20 protein-coding genes are annotated in these 25,055 nt (G+C 63.0%); 11 read left to right on the top strand and 9 right to left on the bottom strand.

Going from position 1 to position 25,055, the window contains the following annotated elements; all coding sequences use genetic code 11:
• Window positions 1–5 precede the first annotated feature (5 nt).
• The 7 genes from JWZ97_RS16060 (at window position 6) to JWZ97_RS16030 (ending at window position 7,607) form a co-directional block, all read left to right on the top strand.
• Entirely contained in the window at window positions 6–1,106 is a 1,101-nt protein-coding gene (locus JWZ97_RS16060) for a PilN domain-containing protein (RefSeq protein ID WP_205431211.1), read from the top strand.
• 37 nt (window positions 1,107–1,143) lie between these two features.
• Window positions 1,144–1,674, top strand: coding sequence for a type II secretion system protein GspM (gene gspM / locus JWZ97_RS16055; protein ID WP_240342378.1), 531 nt, complete (start codon window positions 1,144–1,146; stop codon window positions 1,672–1,674).
• Between the two features lie 2 nt (window positions 1,675–1,676).
• Window positions 1,677–2,318: a hypothetical protein gene (locus tag JWZ97_RS16050; protein WP_205431210.1), complete on the top strand. Its 642-nt coding sequence runs from the start codon at window positions 1,677–1,679 to the stop codon at window positions 2,316–2,318.
• Window positions 2,299–4,680: a type II secretion system secretin GspD gene (gspD, locus tag JWZ97_RS16045; protein WP_205431209.1), complete on the top strand. Its 2,382-nt coding sequence runs from the start codon at window positions 2,299–2,301 to the stop codon at window positions 4,678–4,680. Before JWZ97_RS16050 ends, gspD begins: the two co-directional genes overlap by 20 nt.
• Before the next feature lie 108 nt (window positions 4,681–4,788).
• Window positions 4,789–6,549 (top strand): arginine--tRNA ligase, encoded by a 1,761-nt coding sequence (argS, locus tag JWZ97_RS16040; protein ID WP_205431205.1) that lies wholly within the window; start codon window positions 4,789–4,791, stop codon window positions 6,547–6,549.
• Window positions 6,550–6,559: 10 nt separating this feature from the next.
• Complete coding sequence (locus tag JWZ97_RS16035) at window positions 6,560–7,315, top strand: SPOR domain-containing protein (protein WP_205431204.1); 756 nt, start codon at window positions 6,560–6,562, stop codon at window positions 7,313–7,315.
• Between the two features lie 79 nt (window positions 7,316–7,394).
• Window positions 7,395–7,607, top strand: coding sequence for a hypothetical protein (locus JWZ97_RS16030; protein ID WP_205431202.1), 213 nt, complete (start codon window positions 7,395–7,397; stop codon window positions 7,605–7,607).
• Window positions 7,608–7,666: 59 nt separating this feature from the next.
• Here the strand turns inward: JWZ97_RS16030 and JWZ97_RS16025 are convergent, their stop codons facing one another.
• The 8 genes from JWZ97_RS16025 to JWZ97_RS15990 all read right to left on the bottom strand — a co-directional run bounded on the left by JWZ97_RS16025 (window position 7,667) and on the right by JWZ97_RS15990 (window position 18,518).
• The gene (locus JWZ97_RS16025) at window positions 7,667–8,494 is read right to left on the bottom strand and encodes a zinc-ribbon and DUF3426 domain-containing protein (protein ID WP_205431200.1); all 828 of its coding nucleotides are present in this window, start codon (window positions 8,492–8,494) and stop codon (window positions 7,667–7,669) included.
• 3 nt (window positions 8,495–8,497) lie between these two features.
• Window positions 8,498–9,379: a 50S ribosomal protein L11 methyltransferase gene (prmA, locus tag JWZ97_RS16020; protein WP_205431198.1), complete on the bottom strand. Its 882-nt coding sequence runs from the start codon at window positions 9,377–9,379 to the stop codon at window positions 8,498–8,500.
• A complete protein-coding gene (gene accC / locus JWZ97_RS16015; RefSeq protein WP_205431196.1) occupies window positions 9,379–10,725 on the bottom strand; it encodes an acetyl-CoA carboxylase biotin carboxylase subunit in 1,347 nt (448 codons plus the stop codon). Before accC ends, prmA begins: the two co-directional genes overlap by 1 nt.
• A gap of 67 nt (window positions 10,726–10,792) precedes the next feature.
• Window positions 10,793–11,245 carry an acetyl-CoA carboxylase biotin carboxyl carrier protein gene (gene accB, locus JWZ97_RS16010; RefSeq protein WP_205431195.1) on the bottom strand — a complete coding sequence of 151 codons (453 nt, stop codon included), beginning with the start codon at window positions 11,243–11,245 and terminating at the stop codon, window positions 10,793–10,795.
• A 4-nt stretch (window positions 11,246–11,249) separates the two neighbouring features.
• The gene (aroQ, locus tag JWZ97_RS16005; protein ID WP_205431194.1) at window positions 11,250–11,699 is read right to left on the bottom strand and encodes a type II 3-dehydroquinate dehydratase; all 450 of its coding nucleotides are present in this window, start codon (window positions 11,697–11,699) and stop codon (window positions 11,250–11,252) included.
• 136 nt (window positions 11,700–11,835) lie between these two features.
• Window positions 11,836–15,765 (bottom strand): DUF3683 domain-containing protein, encoded by a 3,930-nt coding sequence (locus JWZ97_RS16000; RefSeq protein WP_205431193.1) that lies wholly within the window; start codon window positions 15,763–15,765, stop codon window positions 11,836–11,838.
• Between the two features lie 176 nt (window positions 15,766–15,941).
• The gene (locus tag JWZ97_RS15995; RefSeq protein ID WP_205431192.1) at window positions 15,942–16,958 is read right to left on the bottom strand and encodes an isocitrate/isopropylmalate dehydrogenase family protein; all 1,017 of its coding nucleotides are present in this window, start codon (window positions 16,956–16,958) and stop codon (window positions 15,942–15,944) included.
• A gap of 51 nt (window positions 16,959–17,009) precedes the next feature.
• A complete protein-coding gene (locus JWZ97_RS15990; RefSeq protein ID WP_240342599.1) occupies window positions 17,010–18,518 on the bottom strand; it encodes a sensor histidine kinase in 1,509 nt (502 codons plus the stop codon).
• Window positions 18,519–18,583: 65 nt separating this feature from the next.
• Here JWZ97_RS15990 and JWZ97_RS15985 point away from each other — a divergent pair, with 65 nt between their 5' ends.
• The 4 genes from JWZ97_RS15985 to JWZ97_RS15965 all read left to right on the top strand — a co-directional run bounded on the left by JWZ97_RS15985 (window position 18,584) and on the right by JWZ97_RS15965 (window position 24,440).
• Window positions 18,584–19,204 carry a response regulator transcription factor gene (locus tag JWZ97_RS15985; RefSeq protein ID WP_205431190.1) on the top strand — a complete coding sequence of 207 codons (621 nt, stop codon included), beginning with the start codon at window positions 18,584–18,586 and terminating at the stop codon, window positions 19,202–19,204.
• Between the two features lie 235 nt (window positions 19,205–19,439).
• A complete protein-coding gene (locus tag JWZ97_RS15980) occupies window positions 19,440–20,135 on the top strand; it encodes a hypothetical protein (RefSeq protein ID WP_205431189.1) in 696 nt (231 codons plus the stop codon).
• Between the two features lie 95 nt (window positions 20,136–20,230).
• A complete protein-coding gene (locus JWZ97_RS20270; RefSeq protein WP_305799066.1) occupies window positions 20,231–23,116 on the top strand; it encodes a PQQ-dependent dehydrogenase, methanol/ethanol family in 2,886 nt (961 codons plus the stop codon).
• A 142-nt stretch (window positions 23,117–23,258) separates the two neighbouring features.
• On the top strand, window positions 23,259–24,440 hold the full coding sequence (locus tag JWZ97_RS15965; protein WP_205431187.1) for a M48 family metallopeptidase: 1,182 nt from the start codon (window positions 23,259–23,261) through the stop codon (window positions 24,438–24,440).
• A 71-nt stretch (window positions 24,441–24,511) separates the two neighbouring features.
• Here the strand turns inward: JWZ97_RS15965 and rimI are convergent, their stop codons facing one another.
• The gene (gene rimI / locus JWZ97_RS15960; RefSeq protein ID WP_205431185.1) at window positions 24,512–25,048 is read right to left on the bottom strand and encodes a ribosomal protein S18-alanine N-acetyltransferase; all 537 of its coding nucleotides are present in this window, start codon (window positions 25,046–25,048) and stop codon (window positions 24,512–24,514) included.
• Window positions 25,049–25,055 lie beyond the last annotated feature (7 nt).

Raw genomic sequence — 25,055 nt, 5'->3', positions numbered from 1 at the left:
CCGCCATGCTGAAACTGGATTCCCACATCGAACTGGATTATGCCCGCTTCTTCCGCTGGTGGGGCGGCGAGTTGGCGGCGATACTGCCGGCACCCTTGCGCGCGTCCCTCTGGCCGCAGCGCGCCCGCCTGCTGCTGAGCCGCCGCGGCGAGCAAGTGCAGGTTTCCCTGTCCGACGATAACGGCGAGCGCCCGCTGGGCCTGTTCCCGCTGGACGAAAGCGCGGCCCGGGAACGGGAAAAGCTGTACGAAACCACGCCGCACCTGGACGAGGCGGAGCTTTGTCTGCGCTTAGGCCAGGGCCAATCTTTGCTGCGCACCTTCAAGCTCCCGGCCGCGGCGAGCGAAAATCTACGCCAGGTCATGGCTTTCGAGATGGACCGGCTGACGCCTTTCAAGGCCGATCAGGTCTATTACTCGATCCAGCTCATCGAACGCCTGCCGGACACGCGCCAGATTCGGGTGGAACTGGCCCTCACCCCGCGTGCCAAGCTGGACCCCTCTCTGGACGAACTGGCGTCCGCCGGCTGGCGGCCCGAACGGGTGATCGCCGACGGTGCTCGCGCCAATCACGACCTGTTGCCGGAGGCATTCCGCAGGCCCCGCTCGCGCCTTCCCCAACGGGTCAACATCGCCGCGGCGGCCCTGTTCGCGCTGCTGCTGCTAGCGACACTCGCCCTGCCCGCCTGGCTCAACTACACCCTGGAACAGCAGTTGCGCCAGGAGGTGCGCCAAGTGACCAAGATTTCAAAGGAAGTGGAAGACATCAAGGCCGAGGCGGAAAAACTTGCCCATGAGAATGGCTTCCTGCTCCGCAAAAAGAGCGAGGAGCCGGCAACCCTCGAAATGCTGGACGAACTGAGCCGGCTCATTCCCGACCAGACCTGGCTCAACGGCCTGCAATATCGCGACCGCAAAGTCGTCATCCAGGGGCAATCGCCCGCGGCCTCCAGCCTGATCTCGCAAATCGAGGCTTCCCCCTACTTCAAGAACACCAATTTCGTCTCCCCGGTGACCAAAGATGTCGCCAGCGGCCAGGAGCGTTTCCAGATAGCCAGCGAAGTACTCGGCAGGAGGGCATCTGAACAAGCCATACCCCCTCAGTAAATCGCGCCTCATCGCCCTGGGTCTGCTGGCGGGCGCCGTGCTGCTGGTGCTGGGCGTCGTGGTGCTGCCCTTGCATAGCCTCACGGCTTCCTATGCCGACAGCATAGAAGAACTGGAATTCCGTCTGGCCAAACTCCGCAAGCTCGCGGCCGGCAAGGAGGCCTGGACGGCCAGACTGGAAGAAATCCGGCAGCAGGGGCAGCAGGAGGAGCGTTTCTTCGCGCGCGACACCACCGCACTGGCCTCGGCGGACTTGCAAACCCTGATCAAACAGACGGTAACCGACGCCGGCGGCGAACTCATCAGCACCCAGGTAATACCCGAGCGCAAGGAAGAACAGTTCTCGCGGGTCGCCGTCAAGGTCCGCATGACCGGCAGTACACCGGTGCTGCGCCAGGTTCTCCACGCATTCGAAGCCAACACTCCCATCCTCTTCGTCGAGAACCTCAACATCCGCCCCATCCGGGTGGGCCAGCCTTTCTCGCCCGGCGGCAAGCCGGCGGCCAAGGCGACCGACAAGCTCAGCGTCGATTTCGACGTCGTCGGTTACATGAGGGGAGTGAATTAAGCATGCCCAAGACCTTGCGCCCCTATCTTCCCGCCCTGGCCCTGCTCGCCGGCAGCGGACTGCTGATCCTGATTCTGCTGCTGGAATGGTGGAGCGATCACAGCCGGCGGTCCGTTCTCCGGGCGGACCGGCCCGCCGGCACAGCCGAAATCGCCGCGGAAGCGGACGCCGGCGACGTCGGCCTGAAAGCGCTGGAAGAATACGGCCAAATGGTGGAGCGCCCCTTGTTCCAGGACAGCCGGCGGCCGGTGGAAGCCGAAGAGCCGGGCTTGGCGGGCGCGACAGAGCAAACACCGCTCGACTTCAAGCTGATGGGCGTGGTGCTGGTCCCGCAGGGCAAGAGCGCGCTGTTCATGGACGCCCGCAACAAATACAAGCGTGCGCGGCTCAACGCCAAGGTGAACGGCTGGACCCTCGTCAAGATCGGCGAAGACCGGGTGACGCTCGAACAGGCGGGGGAGCAGAAGGAACTGCTGCTGCTCAAACCCAAGCCGAAAGCCGCCACCCCCGCCCCTCCGCCCAAAGGCAAAGCCCAGATAAACACGGGCGCCCCGCCCCCTCCCGAGGGCGAGGTTGCCGAAGAACCCGATCAAAACAGCGCTGAAGATGAAGAGACGCCACCCGATGAACCACCCCAACCTTAAGCGCCGCGTTCCGGCAAACCCCAAGCGCCTCGCGGCGGGCATAGCATTGCTGGCCATGAGCCTGAACGGCTGCGAATACCTGGGACCCGTCGCCCAAAAGCAGCCCGTACCCAAGGTCCTGCTTCCGCAGGAACCGCCGGCGGAGAGCGAAGCAGCACCGCCCGCCGCCGAATCGAAGCCGCGGCAGGAAAAGGAATACTATCCGCCCTCCGGCGGCCTGGTGGGCCAGGGCTCCCCGTCCGTCCCCGCGGCGCAGCCGGCCAAGGAAGGCAAATACACGCTCAACTTCGACGAAGCCGACCTGGGCGAAGTCAGCAAGGTGATCCTGGGCGACACCCTCAAACTCAACTACGTGCTGAATCCCAAGGTGGTCGGCAAGGTCAGCCTGCAGACCACGCGACCGCTGGCCGAAGACGAGCTGATTCCCACCCTGGAAATGCTGCTGCGCATGAACGGTGCGGTGCTCATCAAGGACGGCCCGCTGTACAAGATCGAACCCGAAGCCGCCGGCACCGTGGGCGCGGCCGGCGCCCGCCTGGGCCTGGGCGGCCGGGACCTGCCGGCGGGCTATCAGCTCCGGGTGGTGCCGCTGCGCTACGTCGGCGTGCAGGAGATGCAGAAAGTCGTCGAACCGCTGATGCCGCCCAAATCCATCATACGCGCCGACGAGGTGCGTAACCTGCTGTTGCTGGCCGGCACCTCCGACGAACTAGAGAGTGTGATCGACACCATCCGCCTGTTCGACGTGGACTTCATGCGCGGCATGGCCGTCGCCCTGTTTCCGCTGCGCAACGTGGACGCCGTCACCATCGCGGAAGAACTGACCAAGCTGTTGGGCGAGAGTGCCGGCAAGGGCCCCCTAGGCGGCATGTTCCGGCTGCTGCCTATCGAGCGTCTCAACGCCATCATGGCGGTCAGCCCGCAGCCGCGTTACCTGGACGAGGTGGAAAACTGGATCGAGCGCCTGGACCGCTACAACACCGACAAGAGCGGCAGCATGCACGTCTACCGGGTGCAAAACGTGGACGCGGCGGAACTGGCCAACACCCTGGGCCAGATATTCGGCCAGGGCGGGGGACGCGGACGCGGCGGCGCCTCGCTGGCGCCCGGTCTTTCCGGGGCCAGCATAGGCGGTGGCGGTGCCTCGGGCGGATTCGGCGGCGCGGACGACAGCGGCTTCGGCGACGGCGCGTCCTCGTCCTCATCTTCCTCGTCATTCGGCGGCACCGGCTCGACCAGCAGCACCACGACGGGAACGGGGGGACGCAGCAGTCTTTCCGGTTCCGGCACGGGCGGCCTCGGCGGCTCTTCGGCGAGCGGTTCGGGGTCGGGAGGATTGGGAGCCGGTGGCCTCGGATCGGGCGGCTCGTCGGGTTCCTTCAGCCGGCGCACCACCGCTCGCGGCGCCACCGCCACCGAGCTCGGCAACAACATGCGCATCGTCGCCGACCCGTCCAACAACGCCCTGATCATCATGGCCAAGGCGCAGGACTACAAGGAAATCGAGACCGTCATCAAGGAACTGGACGTGCTGCCCTTGCAGGTGTTGATCGACGCCACCATCGTCGAAGTCAGCCTGACCGGCTCGTTGCAGTACGGTCTCCAATGGTTGTTCACGCACGGGCAAAGCGCCGAAGCGCTGGCGGGTTCCAAAAATCTGCTGGAAAACGCGGCCAACGCCGCCCTGGCCGCGTCAGGACCGGGCGGATTCGCCTATGCCTTCGCCGGCAAAGACATCAAGGTGATCGTCAACGCCCTGGCCGAGGATAAAAAGATCAACGTGGTGTCCTCCCCCTCGTTGATGGTATTGAACAATCAGGAAGCCCAGATCAATGTGGGCGACCGCGTGCCGACCACGACGAGCTCTTCCACCAATCTCAATTCCGGCGCCACCAACCCGTTCTCGACCGCCACCATCCAGTACCAGGAAAGCGGCGTGACCCTCAAGGTCAGGCCCCGCGTCAATTCGGGCGGCTTGGTCATCATGGACATCTACCAGGAAATCAGTACGCCATCGGAGGTCGTCGTCGGCGGCACAAACACCTTCCAATTCGCCCAGCGCAAGGTTCAGAGCCAGGTCGCGGTCGGCAACGGCGAAACCTTGGCCTTGGGAGGATTGATCAGCAATACCGTCGACAGCAGTCAGAGCGGCATCCCCTGGCTCAGCAATGTCCCCGTGCTGGGTTATCTGTTCGGCAGTCGAAGCAAGACCGACGACCGCAAGGAACTGGTGGTGCTGATCACCCCGCGGGTCGTCGAGAAGCGCCGCGACATCGCCGAAGTGACCAACGAATTCCGCCGCCGCCTCACCGGCATCTACCAGGAGCACCGCCTCGCCCCCCCACCGCCCGCAAGGCCATGAGTCGACGCGGGTCCCGGCCCGCACGGTCGAACTCCGCGCATTGCCAGTGGGCCAGGCCTTTTAGGATAATGCCCGGGCCACGAGTCCCTTCCCTCCCTACAGAGCACGATGAAAAAACGCCTGGAATCCCTGCTGCAAACGTCCATCGACACCCTGAAATCCGAGGGGATAGTGCCCGCCGACCTGGCGCCCTCGATCACGGTGGAGCGTGCCCGCGACGCGCAGCACGGTGATTTCGCCAGCAATGCCGCGATGGTCCTGGCGAAGGCGGCGCGCAGCAATCCGCGCCAGTTGGCGGAGAAAATCGTCGCGGCCTTGCCCGCCGATGCCGCCGTGCTGAAGGCCGAGATCGCCGGCCCCGGCTTCATCAATTTTTTCATCGATCCGGCGGCGCAATTCCAGCTCGTCAGGCAAATCATCGAAGCCGGCCACGATTACGGCTTGAGCAAGGTCGGCGCGGGCCAGTCCGTGCAGGTCGAGTATGTCTCGGCCAATCCGACCGGGCCTCTGCACGTCGGCCACGGTCGCGGGGCCGCCTACGGTTCGGCGGTCGCCAAGCTGCTGGCCGCGGCGGGCTTCACGGTGCACCGCGAATATTACGTCAACGATGCCGGCCGGCAGATGGACATCCTGGCCACCAGCGTATGGCTGCGTTATCTGGAATTGTGCGGCGAAGTCCTGACCTTCCCCAGCAATGGCTATCGCGGGGAATATGTGCGCGAGATCGCCTGGGAACTGCACAAACAGGTCGGCGACACCCTGCGCCGGGCCGCCCCGGTGGTGACGGCCGAGCTGCCGCCCGACGAGCCGCAGGGCGGCGACAAGGAATTGCACATCGACGCCCTGATCGCCCGCGCCAAGACCTTGTTGGGCGAAGAGGGCTACCAGCAAGCCTTCGATGCCGGTCTGAACAGCATACTGGCCGACATCCGCCAGGATTTGGCCGAGTTCGGCGTGGAATACGAGGAATGGTTTTCCGAACGCCGCCTCACCGACGACGGCTCGGTCGGACGATCCCTGGAGAAATTGCAGGCCGCCGGTTACCTCTACGAAAAGGACGGCGCGACCTGGTTCGCCTCCACCCGGCTGGGCGACGAAAAAGACCGCGTGGTGGTGCGAGAGAACGGGCAGATGACCTATTTCGCCTCCGACATCGCCTACCACATGAACAAGCTGGAGCGCGGCTACGACCGCATCATCAACATCTGGGGCGCCGACCATCACGGCTACATCCCGCGGGTGAAGGCGGCCATGCAGGCGCTGGGCGGTGCACCCGACAAGCTGGACGTGCTGCTGGTGCAGTTCGCCGTGCTGTACCGCGGCGAGGAAAAGGTGCAGATGTCGACCCGCTCGGGCGAATTCGTCACCCTGCGCCAGTTGCGCAACGAGGTCGGCAAGGACGCCTGTCGCTTCTTCTACGTCATGCGCAAATCCGACGCGCACATGGATTTCGACCTCAAGCTGGCCACCAGCCGCAGCAACGAAAACCCGGTCTATTACGTGCAGTACGCCCACGCCCGCATCTGCAGCGTGTTCCGCCAGTTGGACGAAAAAAGTTTGCCGCGCGATCTGAACGCCGGCATGGATCACCTGGACAAGCTGACCGAGTCCCACGAAGCCGCGCTGATCGCCACGTTGGGCCGTTATCCGGAGGTGGTCGAAAGTGCCGCCCTGCAACAGGCGCCGCATCATCTGGTCAACTATCTGCGCGAACTGGCGGCCGAATTGCACGGTTATTACAACGCCCACCAGTTCCTGGTCGAGGACGCGGGCCTGCGCGATGCCCGCCTCAACCTCATCGAAGCGGTCCGCCAGGTTTTGGTCAACGGCCTGAAGTTGCTGGACGTCAGCGCGCCGGAAGCGATGTAAGGCAGAGCGCATGGATTACAAACACCGGGTGCCCGGCTACCGCCCCCATCGCCATACCAGGCGCCGACTTCCCTGGCGTCTGCCGGCGGCCGCCGTTGCGCTCGTGTTGATCCTCTGGCTGATATTCCGCGATGGCGACGAAACGCCGCCGCCCACGGCCGCAGAACCCGCGCCGCCGCCTCCCCGTACGACCCAGCTGCCGGCGCCGCCCATCCCGCCCAAGTCCTTGCCGGAAGAAAAGAAGCCGGTCAAGCCGGAAGCCAGGCCGGAGAAAAAGGCGGAGCCTGCCGTGACCAAGGTGGAACTGCCGCCGAGCAAGCCGGAAGTGCCGCAAAAACCGGTCGAGCCCGCGCCGGTCAAGCCCGAGGCACCCGCGAAGCCGGTCGAACCCCCTCCGCCGCCGCCCAAGCCGCCCGAACCCCGTTTCAGCTTTTACAAGATTTTGCCGGAAAAAGAAGTCATCATCGGCGAGAGCGACATCAAGAGCATGAAGCAGGAGGAAAGCCTGGGCAACAAGCCGGCCGGCGTGGTTTACCTGCTGCAGGCCGGGTCGTTTCCTAATCTGGCGGACGCGGAAAAATTGAAGACGCAATTGTCGCAGCTCAAGGTCAAGTCCAAGATCGAAACGGTCAAGATCGAGAACACCCCCTGGCACCGCGTGAAGATAGGCCCCTTTGGCAGCCTGGTGGACGCGGACCGAACGCGCGCCTATCTGCGCACCAACCAGATCGACAGCGTCGTACAGAAATCGACCGGCAAGCCTTGAGCACGGCCCCGTTTTCCTTCTAGAAACGCCGGATGCGGCCGATAATTGAATTGCCCGCAAACCACCCGAAGGTCATGTCATGGATATTTCGACCGCCAACAGCGCCGGCTTGGCCGAGATGATCGGCGGCGTCAGCCTGAAGCAGCAGCATGCGACCTCCGTGTTGAAACTGGCCAACGATCAGATCAAACAGGACGGCGCGAATGCCCTGAAGCTCGTGCAGTCGGCCGCGCTCCCCGAATCCCCCCAACCGCAGGGGCCTCTAGGACACCATATCGACGTCAGAGCCTGAAGGCCGATGCTGGAACGAGAAACGGCGCCTTAGGCGCCGTTTCTTATGGTTTGGAAGAGCTAAATCAATTCAAAACTGAATCCGCCGATTTCCCTGGCCGGGCGCGCCAGCAGGAGGCGGACCTCCACCGGCTGGCCCACGGGCATGGAGCCCGGACGGACCGATCCCAGATATTCTTCGGGTTTGAACTGGCGGACGGCGATGGGGGCTCCATTGACCTCGGTCAATGCCAGCCGCAGGGTCGGATAGGCTTGCGGCAGGCGTGCCTGGTTGACCATGATCAGACTGAATTCGAAGCCGTCGATGTCGTCGGGCGCAGCCTGCAAGGCGCGGTCGACGATGCGGATGCGGTCCAACTGGTGGAACTCCGGCAGGCTGCAGCGCAAAGGACGGCACAGCCATTCCAGACCGGCGCGCAAGTCTTCCTGCTGGGCCAGGCGAGGCCCCTCGAACACGGCCAGTTGTCCCAACGCCAATAGGAGCAAGGCGGTGGAGCCCAGCCCCCAGCCCCAGCCGGCGAACCGGCTGTCCGCCGAACCCTCGGGCTCGACGGGAGGCGCTTCCACAGACCGCTCGGGTACGCGGCGGCGTACCGGCCGGTTTGCATCGGCGGAGAAGGACGGCAAGCCATCCGCCCCATGGACCGTGTCCTGCCGCATCTCCTGCTCATAGCGCGATGTGGCGACCGTCTCCGCCGGCCCAAGCGAGGGCGGCAGGGCGGAATTGCCGGGCGATTCGGAAGTCGCCTCGCTGACGGTCTCGGACAATGCGCCCAGCGCATTGAAAACGATATGGCAACGCTGGCACAACACCTCGCCGTGCGCACTGCGCAGACGTGCCACGTCGATGCGGAACACGGTTTTGCAGCCGGGGCATTGGGTATACATGGCTCAATCTCCGCGGCGTATGCCGCTCAATCGGCTCCAGTCTTCCAGAAAATCCGGCTCGTTCATTTCGAACCAGGGTTGGTAGGCCAGTTTCACCGCCTCGGCCTGTTCGCGCAATATGCCGGACAAGGCCAGTTCGCCGCTGGGTTTGACCAGGACGGCCAGGGACTCGGCCAGCTCGATCAGCGGATTGGCGAGGATGTTGGCCACCAATACGTCGACGGGCCCGGCGGGGAGATGCTTGGGGTGGCAGATTGTCAGGCGCTCCAGGACTTCGTTCTTGCGCGCATTGTCTTCCGTGGCGGTCAATGCCTGCGGATCGATGTCGGTGCCGATCGCGCTATCCGCGCCCAACAGCAAGGCGGCGACTGCCAATATGCCCGAGCCGCAGCCGTAATCCAGCACCGTCTTACCGCGCAGATCGAGGCCATCCAGCCATTCCAGGCATAACGCGGTGGTCGGATGGGTACCTGTGCCGAACGCCAGGCCCGGATCCAGACTGACGCAGACCGCATCCTCCTGCTCGGGGGCCGGATAGCCGGTCGGCACGATCCACAATCGCCGGCCGAAGGGCATGGGTTTGAAATGCTCCAGCCAGGCGCGCTCCCAGGCCTGGTCCTGGATTTCCTCCTCGCGCCAGGCATCGAACCGGTCAGGAAAGTGTTCGATCAGATCGCTGCGTATGGCCGCCAGGTCCTTGTCGGCCTCGAACAGCCCGATCACCCGCGTGTGGTTCCAGATGGGTGTCTCGCCCGGCTTCGGTTCCAAAAGCGGCTGATCGCCCTCATCTTCCAGGCTGACCGAGAGGGCGCCGAGATCGGAAAGCCGATCGGCGACCGCCTCGGCCGTGCCCTGGTCGGTCGCCACCGAAAGCTGGCGCCACATCAGTGTTTCAGCCCCAGCTTCTTCTCCAGGTAGTGGATGTTTTGTCCGCCCTCCTGGAAGGCCTTGTCGTTGATGATGTCCAGCAGCAAGGGGATGTTGTTCTTGATGCCGGCGATGACCATCTCGTTCAAGGCGGTACGCGCGCGCGCGATGGCGCTGTCGCGGGTTTCGCCGTGGGCGATCAGCTTGCCTATCATGGAATCGTAATAAGGCGGCACCCGGTAGCCGTTGTAGATATGGGTTTCGACCCGGATTCCCGGCCCGCCGGGCATGTGAAAATGCTCGATCAGGCCCGGCGAGGGCATGAAGTTGGTCGGATCCTCGGCGTTCAGCCGGCACTCGATGGCATGACCGATCAGCTTCACGTCTTCCTGCCGGATCGACAAAGGCTTGCCGGATGCGATGCGCAGTTGTTCCTTGACGATGTCGACACCGGTGACCATCTCGGTGACGGGATGTTCCACCTGGACGCGGGTGTTCATTTCGATGAAATAGAACTCGCCGTCCTGATAGAGGAATTCGAAGGTGCCGGCACCCAGATAACCGATCTCCCGGCAGGCTTCAACGCAGCGCATGCCCATCTCCTGGCGCTTTTCCTCGGAAATGCCGGGCGCCGGAGCCTCCTCGATCACTTTTTGATGACGGCGCTGGGTCGAGCAGTCGCGTTCGCCCAGATGCACGACATTGCCGTGGCTGTCCGCGAGCACCTGAAACTCGATGTGGCGCGGATCCTCCAGGAATTTTTCCATGTACACCGTGTCGTTGCCGAAGGCCGCCGCAGCCTCGCCCTTGGTCAGCGTGATGGCGCTGTGCAGCGCGGCTTCACTGTGCACCACCCGCATGCCGCGCCCACCACCGCCGCCGGCCGCCTTGATGATGATGGGGAAGCCGATACGGCGCGCGATCTTGACGGTTTCGTCGTAGTCCTCGCCGAGAGGACCGTCGGAGCCGGGCAGACAGGGAATGCCGGCCTTCTTCATGGCCTCGATGGCGGAAACCTTGTCGCCCATCAGGCGTATGGTTTCGGGGCGCGGGCCGATGAAGATGAAGCCGCTCTGTATCACCTTTTCGGCGAAATCGGCGTTCTCGGACAAAAAGCCGTAACCGGGATGGATCGCCACCGCGTCGGTGACTTCCGCCGCGCTGATGATGGCGGGAACGTTGAGATAGCTTTCCTTGGACGGAGCCGGCCCTATGCAGACCGACTCGTCGGCCAGGCGCACGTGCTTGAGGTCGCGGTCGGCCTCGGAATGGACGGCCACCGCCTTGATGCCGAGCTCACGGCAGGCGCGCAGTATGCGCAGCGCGATCTCGCCGCGGTTGGCGATAAGAATTTTATCGAGCATGGGGTTTACCTGAATCGGATAAGGAGGCGGAAACTAGCCTGCAAGCTACCGGGCAAGCCCGGCCGGCTCACTCGATGACGAACAGCGGCTGGTTGTATTCCACCGGCTGGGCGTCCTCGACCAGGACTTTGACGACCACGCCGGATTTGTCGGCTTCGATCTGGTTCAGGATTTTCATGGCTTCGATAATGCACAAGGTGCTGCCCGCCTCGACCCGCTGTCCCACTTCCACGAATACTTTGGCGCCGGGCGACGGGGCGCGGTAGAAGGTGCCGACCATGGGGGAGCGCACGATGTGGCCGGCCGGCTCCTCCGGCTGAGCCGGCACGGCGGGCGCCGCTGCCGCGGCAAGCTGAGGCGCAGCGGCGACAAACGAGGGGGCGGCGGCCACCAGCGCAGGATTGGCGTTGGCGCCGTAGCGGCTGAGACGAACCGACTCCTCCCCCTCGCGAATCTCGATTTCAGCGATATCGGATTCTTCGATCAGTTCGATAAGTTTCTTGATTTTGCGGATATCCATCTTTCTATTGCCCCTTTTTTTCTAGTTCATGGATGGCGGCTTGGAGTGCGAGTTCGTATCCGAGGGCGCCCAGCCCGCAGATGACGCCTTTGGCGATGTCGGAGAGGTAGGAGTGCTTGCGGAACGGTTCCCGTGCATGCACGTTGGACAGATGCACTTCGATGAACGGGATCCGGGTGCCCGCCAGGGCGTCCCGCAGGGCGACGCTGGTATGGGTGAACGCGCCCGGATTGATCAGTATGAAGTCGGTCCCTTCGTGAAACGCGAGATGGATGCGGTCGACCAGCACATGTTCCGCATTGCTCTGCAAAAAGGCCAGCTGATGGCCGCGTTGCACCGCCTGGGTCGCCAGCGTCTGTTCGATGTCGGCCAGAGTTTGCCGGCCATAAATCTCGGGCTCCCGCACCCCCAGCAAGTTGAGATTGGGGCCGTTAAGCACCAGGATGCTAGTCATAGGGTGAGAACCGTCGCTCCGATTTTGCGAAAAGCCGTGAAAACGCGCGGTTATTTTGCAGAACTTGACGGATTTTGTCTACAAAATAGCGCCATCGGCCTGATTCGCCGTGACCGTCCGGAACCCGGAGCGAGCGCTACACCAACACCCGCTCAATGCCACCTTTTCCCGCCTTTTCGACGTATTCCTCCAGCCATTCGCCGCCTAATACGTGTTTGGCGATTTCGACGACGATGTAGTCGGCGTCGAGCTGGTCCACGTCGTCCTTGTAGCGCTGCAAACCCTGCAGACAGGAAGGGCAGGAAGTCAGCACCTTGACCGGTCCGTCGTAGCCGTCGTCGCGCAGATGGTCGGCGCCGCGCCGCAATTCCTCCTCCTTGCGGAAGCGTACCTGGGTCGAGATATCCGGCCGGCCCACCGCCAGAGTGCCGGATTCGCCGCAGCAGCGCTCCGATTTCGCGATCGGCATGCCGTCGGCCGTGGCGAGCAGCGCATTGACCGTCTTGAGCGGATCCTGCGTCTTCATGGGCGTATGACAGGGGTCATGGTAGAGGTAGCGGGTGCCGCTGACACCCTCCAGCTTGACGTCTTTCTCCAGCAGATACTCGTGGATGTCGATCAGCCGGCAGCCGGGGAAGATCTTATCGAACTCGTAATCGGCGAGTTGGTCCAGGCAGGTGCCGCAACTGACGATCACGGTCTTGATGTCGAGATAATTCAGCGTGTTGGCGACCCGGTGAAACAACACGCGGTTGTCGGTAGTGATCTTTTCCGCCTTATCGAACTGTCCCGCAGCCCGTTGCGGAAAGCCGCAACACAGATAACCCGGCGGCAGCACCGTCTGCACGCCGATTTCGTAGAGCATGGCCTGGGTGGCGAGGCCGACCTGCGAGAACAGGCGCTCCGAGCCGCAGCCGGGAAAATAGAACACGGCTTCGGAATCGACCCGGGTCTTTTGCGGGTCGCGGATCACCGGCACGATCTGGCTGTCCTCGATATCGAGCAAGGCGCGCGCGGTCTTGTTCGGCAGCTTGCCCGGCATTTTCTTGTTGATGAAATGGATCACCTGCTCGGTCAGCTTGGGCTTGCCCAGCGAAGCCGGCGGATGCGCCGTCTGCGCCCGGCCCAGCGGCCCCAGGATCAGATTGCCCAGACGCTGCCCTTTGTAACCCCACTCGATCATGGCCGTGCGCATGGCCTTGACCGTCTTCGGATGTGTGGCGTTGAGGAAGAAGATCGCGGCGCTCTTCACCGGGTTGAAGCTTTGCTTGCCCATCTTGCGCAGCAGGTTGCGCATGTTCATCGATACGTTGCCGAAATCGATGTCCACCGGGCAGGGGTTGTAGCATTTGTGGCAGACGGTGCAATGGTCGGAGACGTCTTCGAACTCCTTCCAATGAGTGATGGACACGCCGCGCCGGGTCTGTTCCTCGTAGAGGAAGGCCTCGATCAGCAAAGAGGTGGCGAGGATCTTGTTGCGCGGCGAATACGGCAGGTTGGCCCGCGGAACGTGGGTGGAACAGACCGGCTTGCACTTGCCGCAACGCAAACAGTCCTTCACCGAATCGGCGATCGCGCCGATGTCGCTCTGCTGCATGATGAGCGACTCGAAGCCCATCAGGCTGAACGATGGGGTATAGGCGCGGGTCAGGTCGGAGCCGGGCATCAGCTTGCCCTGGTTGAAGCGGCCTTCCGGATCCACCTTCTGCTTGTAATCGTGGAACGGGGCGACCTCATCGGGCGTGAGGAACTCGTATTTGGTGATGCCTATGCCGTGCTCGCCCGAAATCACCCCGCCCAGCGAACGGGCCAGCGCCATGATGCGGGCCACCGCGGCATTGGCCTCCTGCAGCATCTCATAGTGGTCCGAATTGACCGGCAGATTGGTGTGCACGTTGCCGTCGCCGGCGTGCATGTGCAGGGCCACGAACACGCGACCGCGCAACACGTCCTTGTGCAAGGCGTCGACACGCTCCAGCACCGGGCGCAGATTGTCGCCGGCGAAGAACTCTTGCAGCGGCGCGCGCAGCTCGCGTTTCCAGGACACGCGGATCGAATGGTCCTGCAGACGATGGAAAACGGTGGGGCGTTCGACGCGACTGGCGAGTTCGCCGGCCTCGATACTCAAGGCCGCAAAGCGGGATTCGGCCTCACTCAACGGCAGATCGAGATGGTCGTACAGCCACTGCCAACGCGTCCGCGCGGCTTCCACGGTCTCCAGGGCCCGGGCACGCCGGTCGCCGATCAGCTCGTCCTTGTCCACCCCTTCCTCGTAGGCGCGCAGAGGCAGTTCGCCGCGCAGGAACTCGGCGAGGGCCTCGCTCAAGCGCAGCTTGTTGCGCAAGGAGAGCTCGATATTGATGCGCTCGATGCCATCGCAATAGTCGCCCATGCGCGGCAAGGGGATCACCACGTCCTCGTTGATCTTGAAGGCGTTGGTATGGCGGGCAATCGCGGCGGTGCGCGCGCGGTCCAGCCAGAACTTCTTGCGGGTCTCCGCGCCGACCGCGATGAAGCCCTCGCCGCCCCGCGCATTGCTGAATCGGATGACCTCGCTGGTCGCCTGAGCCACGGCGTTTTCGTCGTCGCCGACGATGTCGCCCAGCAATACCATCTTCGGCCGCCCGTGCCGTTTGGCCTTGGTGGCATAGCCGACGGCTTTCACGTAGCGTTCGTCCAGGTGCTCCAAGCCGGCCAGCATGACCCGCGCGCGGCCGGTCTTGGGCAGGCCGTCGAGATAATCGCGCACTTCGACGATGGCCGGCACCGCTTCGCGCACCTGGCCGAAGAACTCCAGGCAGAAGGTGCGGGTATGCGGCGGCATCTCGTGGAGTATCCAGCGCGCCGAGGTGATGATGCCGTCGCAGCCTTCCTTCTGTATGCCCGGCACGCCCCCCAGGAACTTGTCGGTCACGTCCTTGCCCAGGCCCTCCTTGCGGAAGCGCTCGCCGGGCAGGGCGAGGATTTCCTCACCCAGCAGTTTGATGCCGTCGGCGGCATAACGCTTCAGGCGGAAGCTCACCTCGGCCTGACGGTGGATCTTGCCGAAATTATGATCCAGCCGCTCGACTTCCAGCCAGTTGCCGTCCGGCGTGACCATGCGCCAGGACGCCAGGTTGTCCAGCGCGGTGCCCCATAGCACGGCTTTCTTGCCGCCCGCGTTCATCGCCACGTTGCCGCCTATGCAAGAGGCATCGGCCGAAGTGGGATCGCAGGCGAACACCAGACCGGCGGCTTCCGCCGTCTCCATCGCCCGCCGGGTCACGACGCCCGCGCCGGTGTACAGCGTGGCACAGGACTCGGACGCGCCGGGCAAGCGGGTGCCGAACTCCACCGGACGCATTTCCAGCAGTTTCTCGGTGTTGATGACGGCCGACAACGGCGTCAGCGGTACCGCCCCGCCCGTGTAGCCGGTGCCGCCGCCGCGCGGAATGATGGTGAGCCCCAGCGCGATGCAGTCGCGCACCAGATGCCCCACCTCCTCCTCGGTGTCGGGATAAAGGACCACGAAGGGGTATTCCACGCGCCAGTCGGTGGCGTCGGTCACATGGGTGACGCGGGCGTAGCCGTCGAAGCAGATGTTGTCCTTGCGCGTATGCTTGGCCAGCTTGTGCAAGGCCCGGCGTCTGAGTTCGGCGGTGTGGGCGAAGCGGGCCTCGAAAGCATCGACCGCATCGTGGGCCGCCTGGAGCAACCGCGCCACCTTGGGCGCGCGGCCGGCATTTTCCTTTTCCAATTCGACGCGGCGCTCGTCCATCTGTTGCAGACGATGGCGCAAGGCATCCAGGAGCGCCTTCCGCCGCCCCTTGTTCTCGAGCAAGTCGTCTTCCAGGTAGGGGTTGCGCTGCACCACCCAGATGTCGCCCAGCACCTCGTACAGCATGCGTGCGGAGCGCCCGGTGATCTGCTCGGCGCGCAAGGCGTCCAGCACTGCCCAGAGTTCCTCTCCGAGCAGGCGGATGACGATCTCGCGGTCGGAGTAGGAGGTGTAGTTGTAGGGGATCTCGCGGAGGCGGACAGGCGGACAGCTCTGGTTCACCGATGCGGACTCGGTAGCGGCTTGCATGCGGGGCTCTCTCGGCGGCAATGGATGTGAGATTGTACCGTGAAAGCCGGCTTCGCCATTTTTTGCGCCGGCTCGTGCAGCGAATTATCCGTTTCCCGCCGTAAGGGAGCACTCGTGGGAGCCGGCCTTCAAGCCGCGGTTCCGCGCGGGCCCAAGCCCGCTCCCACGGTAGAGCCTCAGCCCAGCTTGCGCACGACGGCGTCGGCCAGATCGTCGGTGCCGTAGGTGGAGCCAGGCTTCAGGTCCGGCGTGAGATAAACGCCTTCCTTGATGACTTCGCGCACGGCCTGTTCGATGCGGCGGGCGGCGCTCAATTCGCCCAAGTGCTCCAGCATCATGGCCCCGGCCAGGATCATGGCGGTGGGATTGGCTATCCCTAAATGGGCGATGTCCGGAGCGGAACCGTGCACGGCCTCGAACAAGGCTGCGTCGGCGCCGATGTTGGCCCCGGCGGTGAGCCCCAGGCCACCGATCAGGCCCGAGGCCAGGTCGGAGAGGATGTCGCCGAACAGATTGGTGGTCACCAACACGTCGAAGATCTGGGGCTTCATGACCAGCAACATGGAGGCGGCGTCGACGATGCGGTCGTCGAACTCGATGTCCGGGTATTCCTTGGCGATCTCCCGGCCGATTTCCAGGAACAGGCCGGAGGTGCATTTCAGGATATTCGCCTTGTGCACCAGTGTGACTTTCTTGCGCTGGGCCTTGCGCGCGTATTCGAAGGCGTAGCGGATGATGCGCTCGGAGCCCTTGCGGGTGACGATGGCGATGCTCTCCGCGCCGATCTTTTCCTCGTCCACCTTGATGAAATGCTCGATGCCGGCGTAAAGGCCTTCGGTGTTCTCGCGTACGGTCACCAGATTGACGTTCTTGAACGGCGTGTCGGTGCCTTCGAAAGAGATGGCTGGACGGACGTTTGCATAGAGGTTGAAGGTCTGGCGCAAGGTCACATTGACGCTGCGATAACCGCCGCCGATAGGCGTGGTCAAGGGACCTTTGAAGCAGATCCGGTTCTTGCGGATGGATTCCAGCGTGGCGTCCGGCAGCGGATTGCCGTGTTTCTCCACCGCGGCCATGCCGGCGATTTGCTGCTCCCACTGGACCTCGACGCCGGTCGCCTCGATGACTCGGACGGCTGCGGCGACAATGGCGGGACCGATGCCATCACCCGGAATGAGCGTAATAGTGTGCATGAGGCGTACCTGTGTTCTTCTTGTCTGGAGGGGAAGTGCGTTTGAACGCGCCTATGATAACGCCTCGTGCGGCGTCTTTCCCGCCTCGCTCAAAACGGCGGATGCCAAGGGCAGGCTGATTTCGAAATACGCGCCGCCGTTCGGGCGGTTTCCACCGTTCAGGGTTCCTCCGACGGCTTCCACCGCGCGCCGGCAATAGCAAAGGCCTAAGCCCATGCCGGCGGGCTTGGTCGAGCGGAAAGGCAGGAACACATGACTCGGATCCGGCAGGCCGGGGCCATCGTCGTCGATCCGGATCAGGACCCGAGCGTCGGCGACGCTGGCCCCGAGACTCACCGCGCCGCCCAGGCCGGTGGTCGTGATGGCCTCGGCGCTGTTGCGCAGCAGATTCAGCAGCACGCTTTCCAGGCCGACCCGACTCCCCATCACGCGGTGTTCGCGGCCGGCCCCCTGGACCGAAATGTCGACGGTGCGATAACGCGCGTCCAGTCTCGCCATTTCAGCCACCCGCCGCAAGGTTTCGTCCACGGTCAGTAGTTGCGTGTTCTGGGTTTCCTGGGTCGCGCTCGCGTGCCGGCGTATATCGTCCAGGATGTCGGCGGCCCGTTCCGCGTGCTCGAGCGCCTTCGCGAGCTCCTTCCATCCTTCGGTGTCGGCTTGTTTGCCGGCGGCGCGCAATTGCGCAGCCTCCAGACAGGTGATGACGCCGGTCAGCGGCTGGGCGACTTCGTGGGCGATGGCGGCGGCGAGTTCGCCCATGGCCGCGATGCGGGTGTAGCGCTCCAGTGCCCGTTCGGTCTCGCTCAAGCGCTGCTCGTAGCGGCTACGGATGAAACCGAGCAGGCCGACGACTGCGAACACGACCATCAGGCCTGCCCCGAATACGGCTCTGCCCCAGCGACGAAAAATCCTGTCGTCCGCCGACGCGCCGGCCAGTTGCACCACCAGGTCGTTGCCCAGAAAGGCGATCTCGTCGTGACTGAGCAGCGTACCCGCCGGGCCCTGCTGAGCGTAAAGCGGCACGAGGCGGGCGCCGCCGTCGGTGCTCAGGATCAGGGTCACGCTGCGCACCGACAAGCCCATCATCGCGGGATCGTCGAAGAGGTGGATGAACAGCGGCCGCGGTTCGAAATAGGCCTCGACCACGCCGACGCAGGCGGCACGCCGCTGCTCGGGGGTTTCCAGCGGTGCGCCGACGCGATAAACCGGCAAATGCCAGCTCAGCTCGGGATTTTCCTCCCGGCCGGAGACTTCCGCCCATTCGGCGGGGAATTCCGCCGGCGCCGAAGCGTTGCGGCAGCCCTCCGGCAGGAACCGGACGCGGTTCAGGCCGGGGTAATGGCCATGCGGCGAGATATCCTGTTGACCCGGTAAAATGCGCGCCGTCAAACCGTTGCTGGCCGTGCTGTGGGCGGACCGCACCACGGTCTCGAATTCCGCGAGCCGCGACGCCAGGTGGGCCAGCACGCGTCCGGAGCGGTCGCGCGCTTCGCGAAAATTGCGGTCCTGTTCGAACCGGTCTGCCGCATAAGCCGCCAGCAGCGACAACAGGATGCCCACTGCCAACACGGTTCCGGATACTCGCCCAGGCCTGTGCACGTATTTCCTTTTAGGTATTCAACGGGATGAAAAAACTACGAATCGCCATCATCGACGACGATGCCTCCGTGCGCGATGGTCTCGCCACGCTGCTCGAAGCCCAGGGGCATGCGCCCACCCTGTTCGGCAACACCGAAAGCTTTCGCGCTACGGCCGGGCCGGGCGAATTCGACTGCATCCTGCTCGACCTGTGGTTTCGCGAAGGCGGCAATGGCATCGATCTGCTGCGCTATTTTCTCGACTCGGGCCTGACCACGCCAGTCATCATGATGAGCCGGGAGGCCGACATCGAATCGGCGTTTCGCGCCGGCGAGCTGGGCGCGGTGTCGTATCTCCCCAAGCCCATCCGCAGCCTGCAACTGGCGGATGCCTTGACCAAGGCGCGCGCCCGTCTTACCCGCCTGCCCCAGGCTACGCATCGCTCGGCCGATGCCGCGCGCCTCAAACTGGAACGCCTGACCGCGACGGAGCGGAGAGTGCTGGACCGTCTGGTCCAGGATCTTCCCAACAAGAAGATCGCCGATGAATTCGGCGTCTCGACACGGACCGTCGAAACCCACCGCGCCCACATCATCGAAAAGCTCGGCACTCATTCCAAGATAGAAATGCGCGAGATGCTGGCGGCGGCCGGCGAGTTAGCGATCTGATACGGTTCTTTCCTCGCCCAGCCATGACCGCCATGGCGGGCTTCCCTACGCCTCCGCATTACTACGTAGGCCGTCTCGGTATTACTCCGAATTCTACCCCGCTTTCTTTTCCGGATAATTCAAGCCCGAAGTTATCCCGATCATTTCCTCAAGCACGCATTAAAAAGCGGGGAATGCGCGGAGATTAAAGAATGCTTCATCACCTAGCGCTCACAAAAATGGCAGGGCAGATCCCATGACAATACCTTATATAGCCATGTCCGCTTTGCTGTTGATATTCGTATCCGCGGCGAACGCGGAAGAATCTGTCGGGAAGACAAGTGAGGCTTGTGTCAAAGGGAGATTAGACGCCCTAGTCGAGCAAGTTCAGAAGAATTCGATACCGCTATCGGCCGAGGAACTATCCCGGCGACCTGATTGGGAACGCAACGCCTATGAAATCGTCGAGAGTTTCTACCATACGGAGAACCTGGCGGCCATCGCGTCCGGTATCGGAGGCGACACGGATATCATCAAAGCCTTGACCACAGAAATCGGCGCGGCGCGCTATTGGTTGATGCCGCCATACCTACGCGTGCAAACCGTGGAAGACATCGACGGCGATGGGCGACCGGAGGTCAGGGAAAATATCGCCAGGGACTTTCGCCCTGACATCGACGCCATCCCGTATGGCTCGTTTTTCTCCTCCGAGCTTTTTCGAACGATTAACGACCTTTTAATCGACTGCGGCGCGCCCGAGCTAACGTACGACGATAAGAAAATCCAAGAGAAATGGTCGTATGAGAAGTCGAATGACAGCATGGGCCCTATCTTATTCGATGCCGCCATGAGCGAGGCAAATTTTGATTTTCTAATTTCGGGTCATGCCGTCCGGGTCAAGTATCAAAAACTAAACGGTTATTGGGTACAGACCGAATTGCAGTTTCCCTGAATTCGGCAAGCGGACCTGAGGTGCGTCACCGTGAGTTCTGTTCTTGTCGAAGGACTTGATCCGAGTTTCTTTGCCTCGTCGAGGATACCGATTCCATGAAATACACCGCATATATCTTGGGCATAGCCATGCTGATGCCGGCGGCAAACGTTTACGCCTTTTCCGGATTCTATGTGAACCAGGCGGACGGCAAACTCTACAACCAGGCCTCGCAAGCGATCATCGCCCGCGACGGGGATAGCACCGTGCTGACCCTGAGCAACGACTTTCAGGGCGAGGCCAAGGATTTCGCCCTGGTGATACCGGTTCCCACCGTCTTGCGGAAAGATCAGGTGCGGGTGGTAGACCGTGCGCTCATCGAACACCTGGATGCGTACTCGGCGCCGCGTCTGGTGGAATATCCGCAGCCGGAACTGTCCTGCTCCAACGAGGGCGAAGCCAAGTCGCCGGGGGCGGCCGGCAACGGTAGCTCGCCGCCCCTGGGCGTGCGGGTGGAGGCGGCGTATACCGTCGGCGAATACGACTTCCAGATGCTCTCGGCCGAGGAGAGCGGCGGCCTGGTCGTTTGGCTGAAACAGAACGGTTACCGCTTGCCGGAGGGCGCCGAAGGCGTCATAGGCAGCTATCTCAAACAAGACATGCGCTTCCTGATGGCCAAGGTGAACCTGGGCGCACCGGCGCGGCAGGGTTACGGCCGGCTAAGCCCGCTGCAAATCCGCTACCAAAGCCGCAGCTTCATGCTGCCCATACGGTTGGGCACGATGAACGCCCGGGGGCCGCAAGACTTGCTGATTTACACCCTGACCCGGAAGGGGCGGGTGGAATCGGCCAATTACCGTACGCTGCCGGTACCCACGGACGTGGATCTTCCTCCGGCGGTCAAATCCGATTTCGGCGCGGTTTATCGGGCGACATTCGCCCGTCAGGTCGAGCGGGCTGGAGGCAAGGTGGTGTTTACGGAATATTTTGGGGACCTGAACGGCTGCGACCCCTGTACCGCCGGGCCCGTGACGTCGGCGGAGCGGAGTGAACTGGGGCTGAGCCCAGCCGCCGGACCGGTTTATCTCTCCCGCCTGCACGTCCGCTACGACCGCGAACACTTTCCCGAAGATCTGGTGCTCACGGAAACCGGCGATACCCGTAGTTTCCAGGCGCGCTACGCCATCGCCTGGGATGCCTGGGGGCAATACGCCGCACCCGAGGGACCTCTGCGGCCTTATTACGACAACCTGGCCGAGCTCACCGGCTGGAGCGCCGACAAAATCGCGGCTCTTGCGGACGGCCATCCCGAAGCTGGCCGGGGAATTCAAGGAGCGTCTGCAAAGCCGCGCTACTCCGATCCACCGGTGGCCGTAGAAACCTTGAGCCGGGAGCAACGCCAGTGGACAACCTGGGGCGGCGACCTCGCCGGGACGAGCTATAGCCCGCTGAATCAGATCAACCGATCCAATGCGTGGAATCTGCAACCGCTGTGGCAGTTTTCCACCGGCGCCCTGGGCGGGCACGAAGGCGGCCCGCTGGTCGTGGACGACGTGATCTACATCCACACCGGCTATCCGCACAAGGTTTATGCGCTCAGCCAGATCAGCCGATCCGTACTGTGGGGGTATTACGGCGATTCCATAGTCCCCTCGCACCTCGATCCGGTCCGGGTTCGGGAGAAAATGTGCTGCGCTGTGAATCGTGGACTGGCCTATGGCGACGGCAAGATTTTTCTGGCGCAGGGCGATGCCAGCCTGGTGGCGCTGGACGCCAAGACCGGCAAGATAGTCTGGAAGGTTGTAACCGGGGATCCCCGCAAGGGAGAAACCAGCACCAATGCCCCCCTGGTGGTGAAGGACAAGGTGATCACCGGCGTGTCCGGCGGCGAGTTCGGCGTGCGGGGTTACCTCGCCGCCTATCGCATCGAGGACGGCAGTCTGGCGTGGAAGGCCTACAGTACCGGGCCGGACGCCGACATGAAGGTCGACGCGGAAAAGACCCTGACCTGGCGTGACGGCCGGATGCAAGCCGTGGGCCCTAATTCCAGTCTCGAGAGCTGGCAAGGGGATCAGTGGAAGATCGGGGGCGGAACGACCTGGGGCTGGTACAGTTACGATCCGGCGTCCAACCTCGTCTATTACGGCACCGGCAATCCGGGCACCTGGAATCCCGTACGGCGCCCCGGTGACAACCGCTGGAGCAACGCCTTGTGGGCTCGCGACGCGGGCACCGGCGTAGCCCGCTGGGTCTATCAGACGACGCCGCACGACCAATGGGCTTATGACGGCACCAGTGAATCCATGCTGATCGAGCGTCCCGTCAAGGACCGCGCAGGCAAGATCCACGACAAGCTGCTGGTTCACATGGACCGCAACGGCTACGGCTACACCCTGGACCGCATCACGGGCGAGTTGCTGGTAACCGGGAAGTTCGACGAGGCGGTGAACTGGGCCCGGCAGATCGATCCGCTATCGGGCCGGCCCGAGGTGGACCCGCGTTACAGCCCTGAAACCGGCGGGGAAGACCATGTCCAGAAGGGCATCTGCCCCTCGAACCTGGGCGCCAAATCCCAGGGCCCCGCGGCCTACTCGCCGCGCACCGGCCTGGCCTATGTCCCGGGCAGACACGAGTGCATGGACTACGACCCCTTCAAAGTGGAATACCACGAGGGGAGTCCGTATACCGGCGCCGCGACAGTCCGTTACCCGGCCAGCCAATCCGTCAAGAACGGCGAGGACGAATCGCGCCACCATGCCGGCTCCTTCACCGCCTGGGACCCGGGGTCGGGAAAAGTCGCCTGGCAGGTCGATGAGCCGGTGGTCCTGCAGGGCGGCATGACCGCCACCGCCGGCGACGTCGTTATCCACGGCACCCCGCAAGGCGAGTTCAAGGTTCGCGATGCCCTCAACGGCGAGGAGCTCTACCGGTTCAAGACTCCATCCGGCATCATCGGCAACGTCAGCACCTGGGAACACCGCGGCAAACATACATCGGTGTGATCTCGGGCGGAGGAGCGTTTTCGCCCATCGGTGCCCACCAATGCCGCTACGATGGCCTCTACATGACCACGTTAGGGGGCGTCTTCACCGTATTCGGACTGCCCTGAAGGCAACGACAAAACCCGTATCAGAGGAGCGCCCCATGCCATCAAACACGATGAAGGATTACACGGAGTCCCACGCCACCGCGGTGGAGTTGCAACGCCAGCATTACCCAGGGTTGTTCATGCTGAAGTTCATGCTGCTCGTTCTTTTCGGTAGCCTGCTGATCTTCGGCTTTTACTTCGTAACCAATTCTATTGGCGTCGTTGCCGGAGTGGCTGGGGCACTGATATTTTGGGGGTTTACGATCGAGCGCTTCCTGGACAGTGTTGGATACCTCACGCCGCTGACTGTGTTTTTCACCCTGATTACCCTCAATTTCGCCAAGACGGCGTATGCGCCACGCGGTTACGAGTTAACGGCCGCGAGATTTCCCGAACTGTTTGCACAATTGGAAAAACTGAATCAAAAACACCGGGCGCCCCGCATACATAAGGTGCTATTGGAGCATACGTGCAACGCCGGCATCGTACACAGGCCGCGGCTGGTTTTTTTGGGTTGGAACGAGCATACCCTGGTATTGGGGATGGAAATGCTGCTGTTCATGTCGCCGGAGCAGATGCAGTCGGTTCTGGCCCACGAATGGGGGCATCTCTCCGGCCGGAACGAGCGGATTCATGCACGGATAGGCCTAATCCTCTTCTATTTTCGAGCGGCATGGGACGTCGTGGAGAAACGCTTTCCCGGCCGATGGGCGGGCTTGCTGCACTGGTATCTGTCCACCTTGACCGTCTATTCCATCATCTACGGGCGCTCCAACGAATTCAGGGCAGATGCCACCGCGGCGCGCCTGGTCGGGCAGGAGCGGGCCGCAGAAGGCTTGTTGATCCATACGGCTCTGCCCCGCTTGCTGGACAGATATTATTGGGAGCCTTTATTCGACCTGACGCGGGTACTGCCTCAGCCTGTGGCCTCGCCCTACAAGAATCTGCAGGCGTTCCTGCGTGACCGCCCATTTTCCCTGCAGGAAGTCGGCGCCGAGATCAGGCAGGAACTGTCGCAGAAAACCGACTCACTGGATCGACACCCGTGCTTGGGCGAACGGCTGGCAGCCTTGCAGATCGCGCCCGACACGATGCGCTATGCACCTGAGAAGTCGGCCGCCGAAGCCTGGTTCGGCGAGGACCTGGATGCCCTGATCGCCGAAATGGACAAGACGTGGGGAGAGCTTTATCGCTCCTGCTGGTCCGAACGATATCGGGAGCACAGGGCAAGCGATTAGCGATTGCTGCCTTCACGATCTCGAAAAACGGCTGGTGGGCTAGAGCCGACTGCGTCGCTTCGCCTCCAGAATCAAAGCATGCAAGCCATGACCAGGGCGTCTTCGCGGCCGTTGTTGGCCGGGTAATAGCCCTTGCGCTGGCCGATTTCGTTGAATCCCAGGCTGAGGTAGAGATTGACGGCACGGGTGTTGGAAGGACGGACTTCGAGGAACATCATCTCGGCCCGATGGCTTTTGGCCACTTCCATGAGTTGGACCATCATCTTACGGCCCAGGCCCTGACGCTGGATTTGCGGATCGATGCAGATATTCAGGACATGGGCCTCTCCGGCGCCCACCGTGAGGATGCCGTAGGCGACCACCTGGCGGGCGCGTTCGGCGACCCAGCAGCAATAGCCGGTCTTGAGGCAGTCCTTGAAGGTGGCGGGCTCCCACGGAAACTCGTAAGCGCTTTCCTCGATGACCGACACGGCCTTGAGATCGGCCTTGCGCATGGGCCGAAATACGGTCTCGGGATTTTCACGCAGGCTGGGGAAGTGTTTTTCGTAGAAGTCGCGCTCGGCGTCGTAGTCCACCCATTGCTTGATGGCATCGAATAGTCCGGACATGGCTCAC

The organism is Methylococcus sp. EFPC2 (genome assembly GCF_016925495.1).
In the GTDB taxonomy this organism is placed as follows: domain Bacteria; phylum Pseudomonadota; class Gammaproteobacteria; order Methylococcales; family Methylococcaceae; genus EFPC2.
This window is presented reverse-complemented; position numbering and strand designations above follow the sequence as displayed.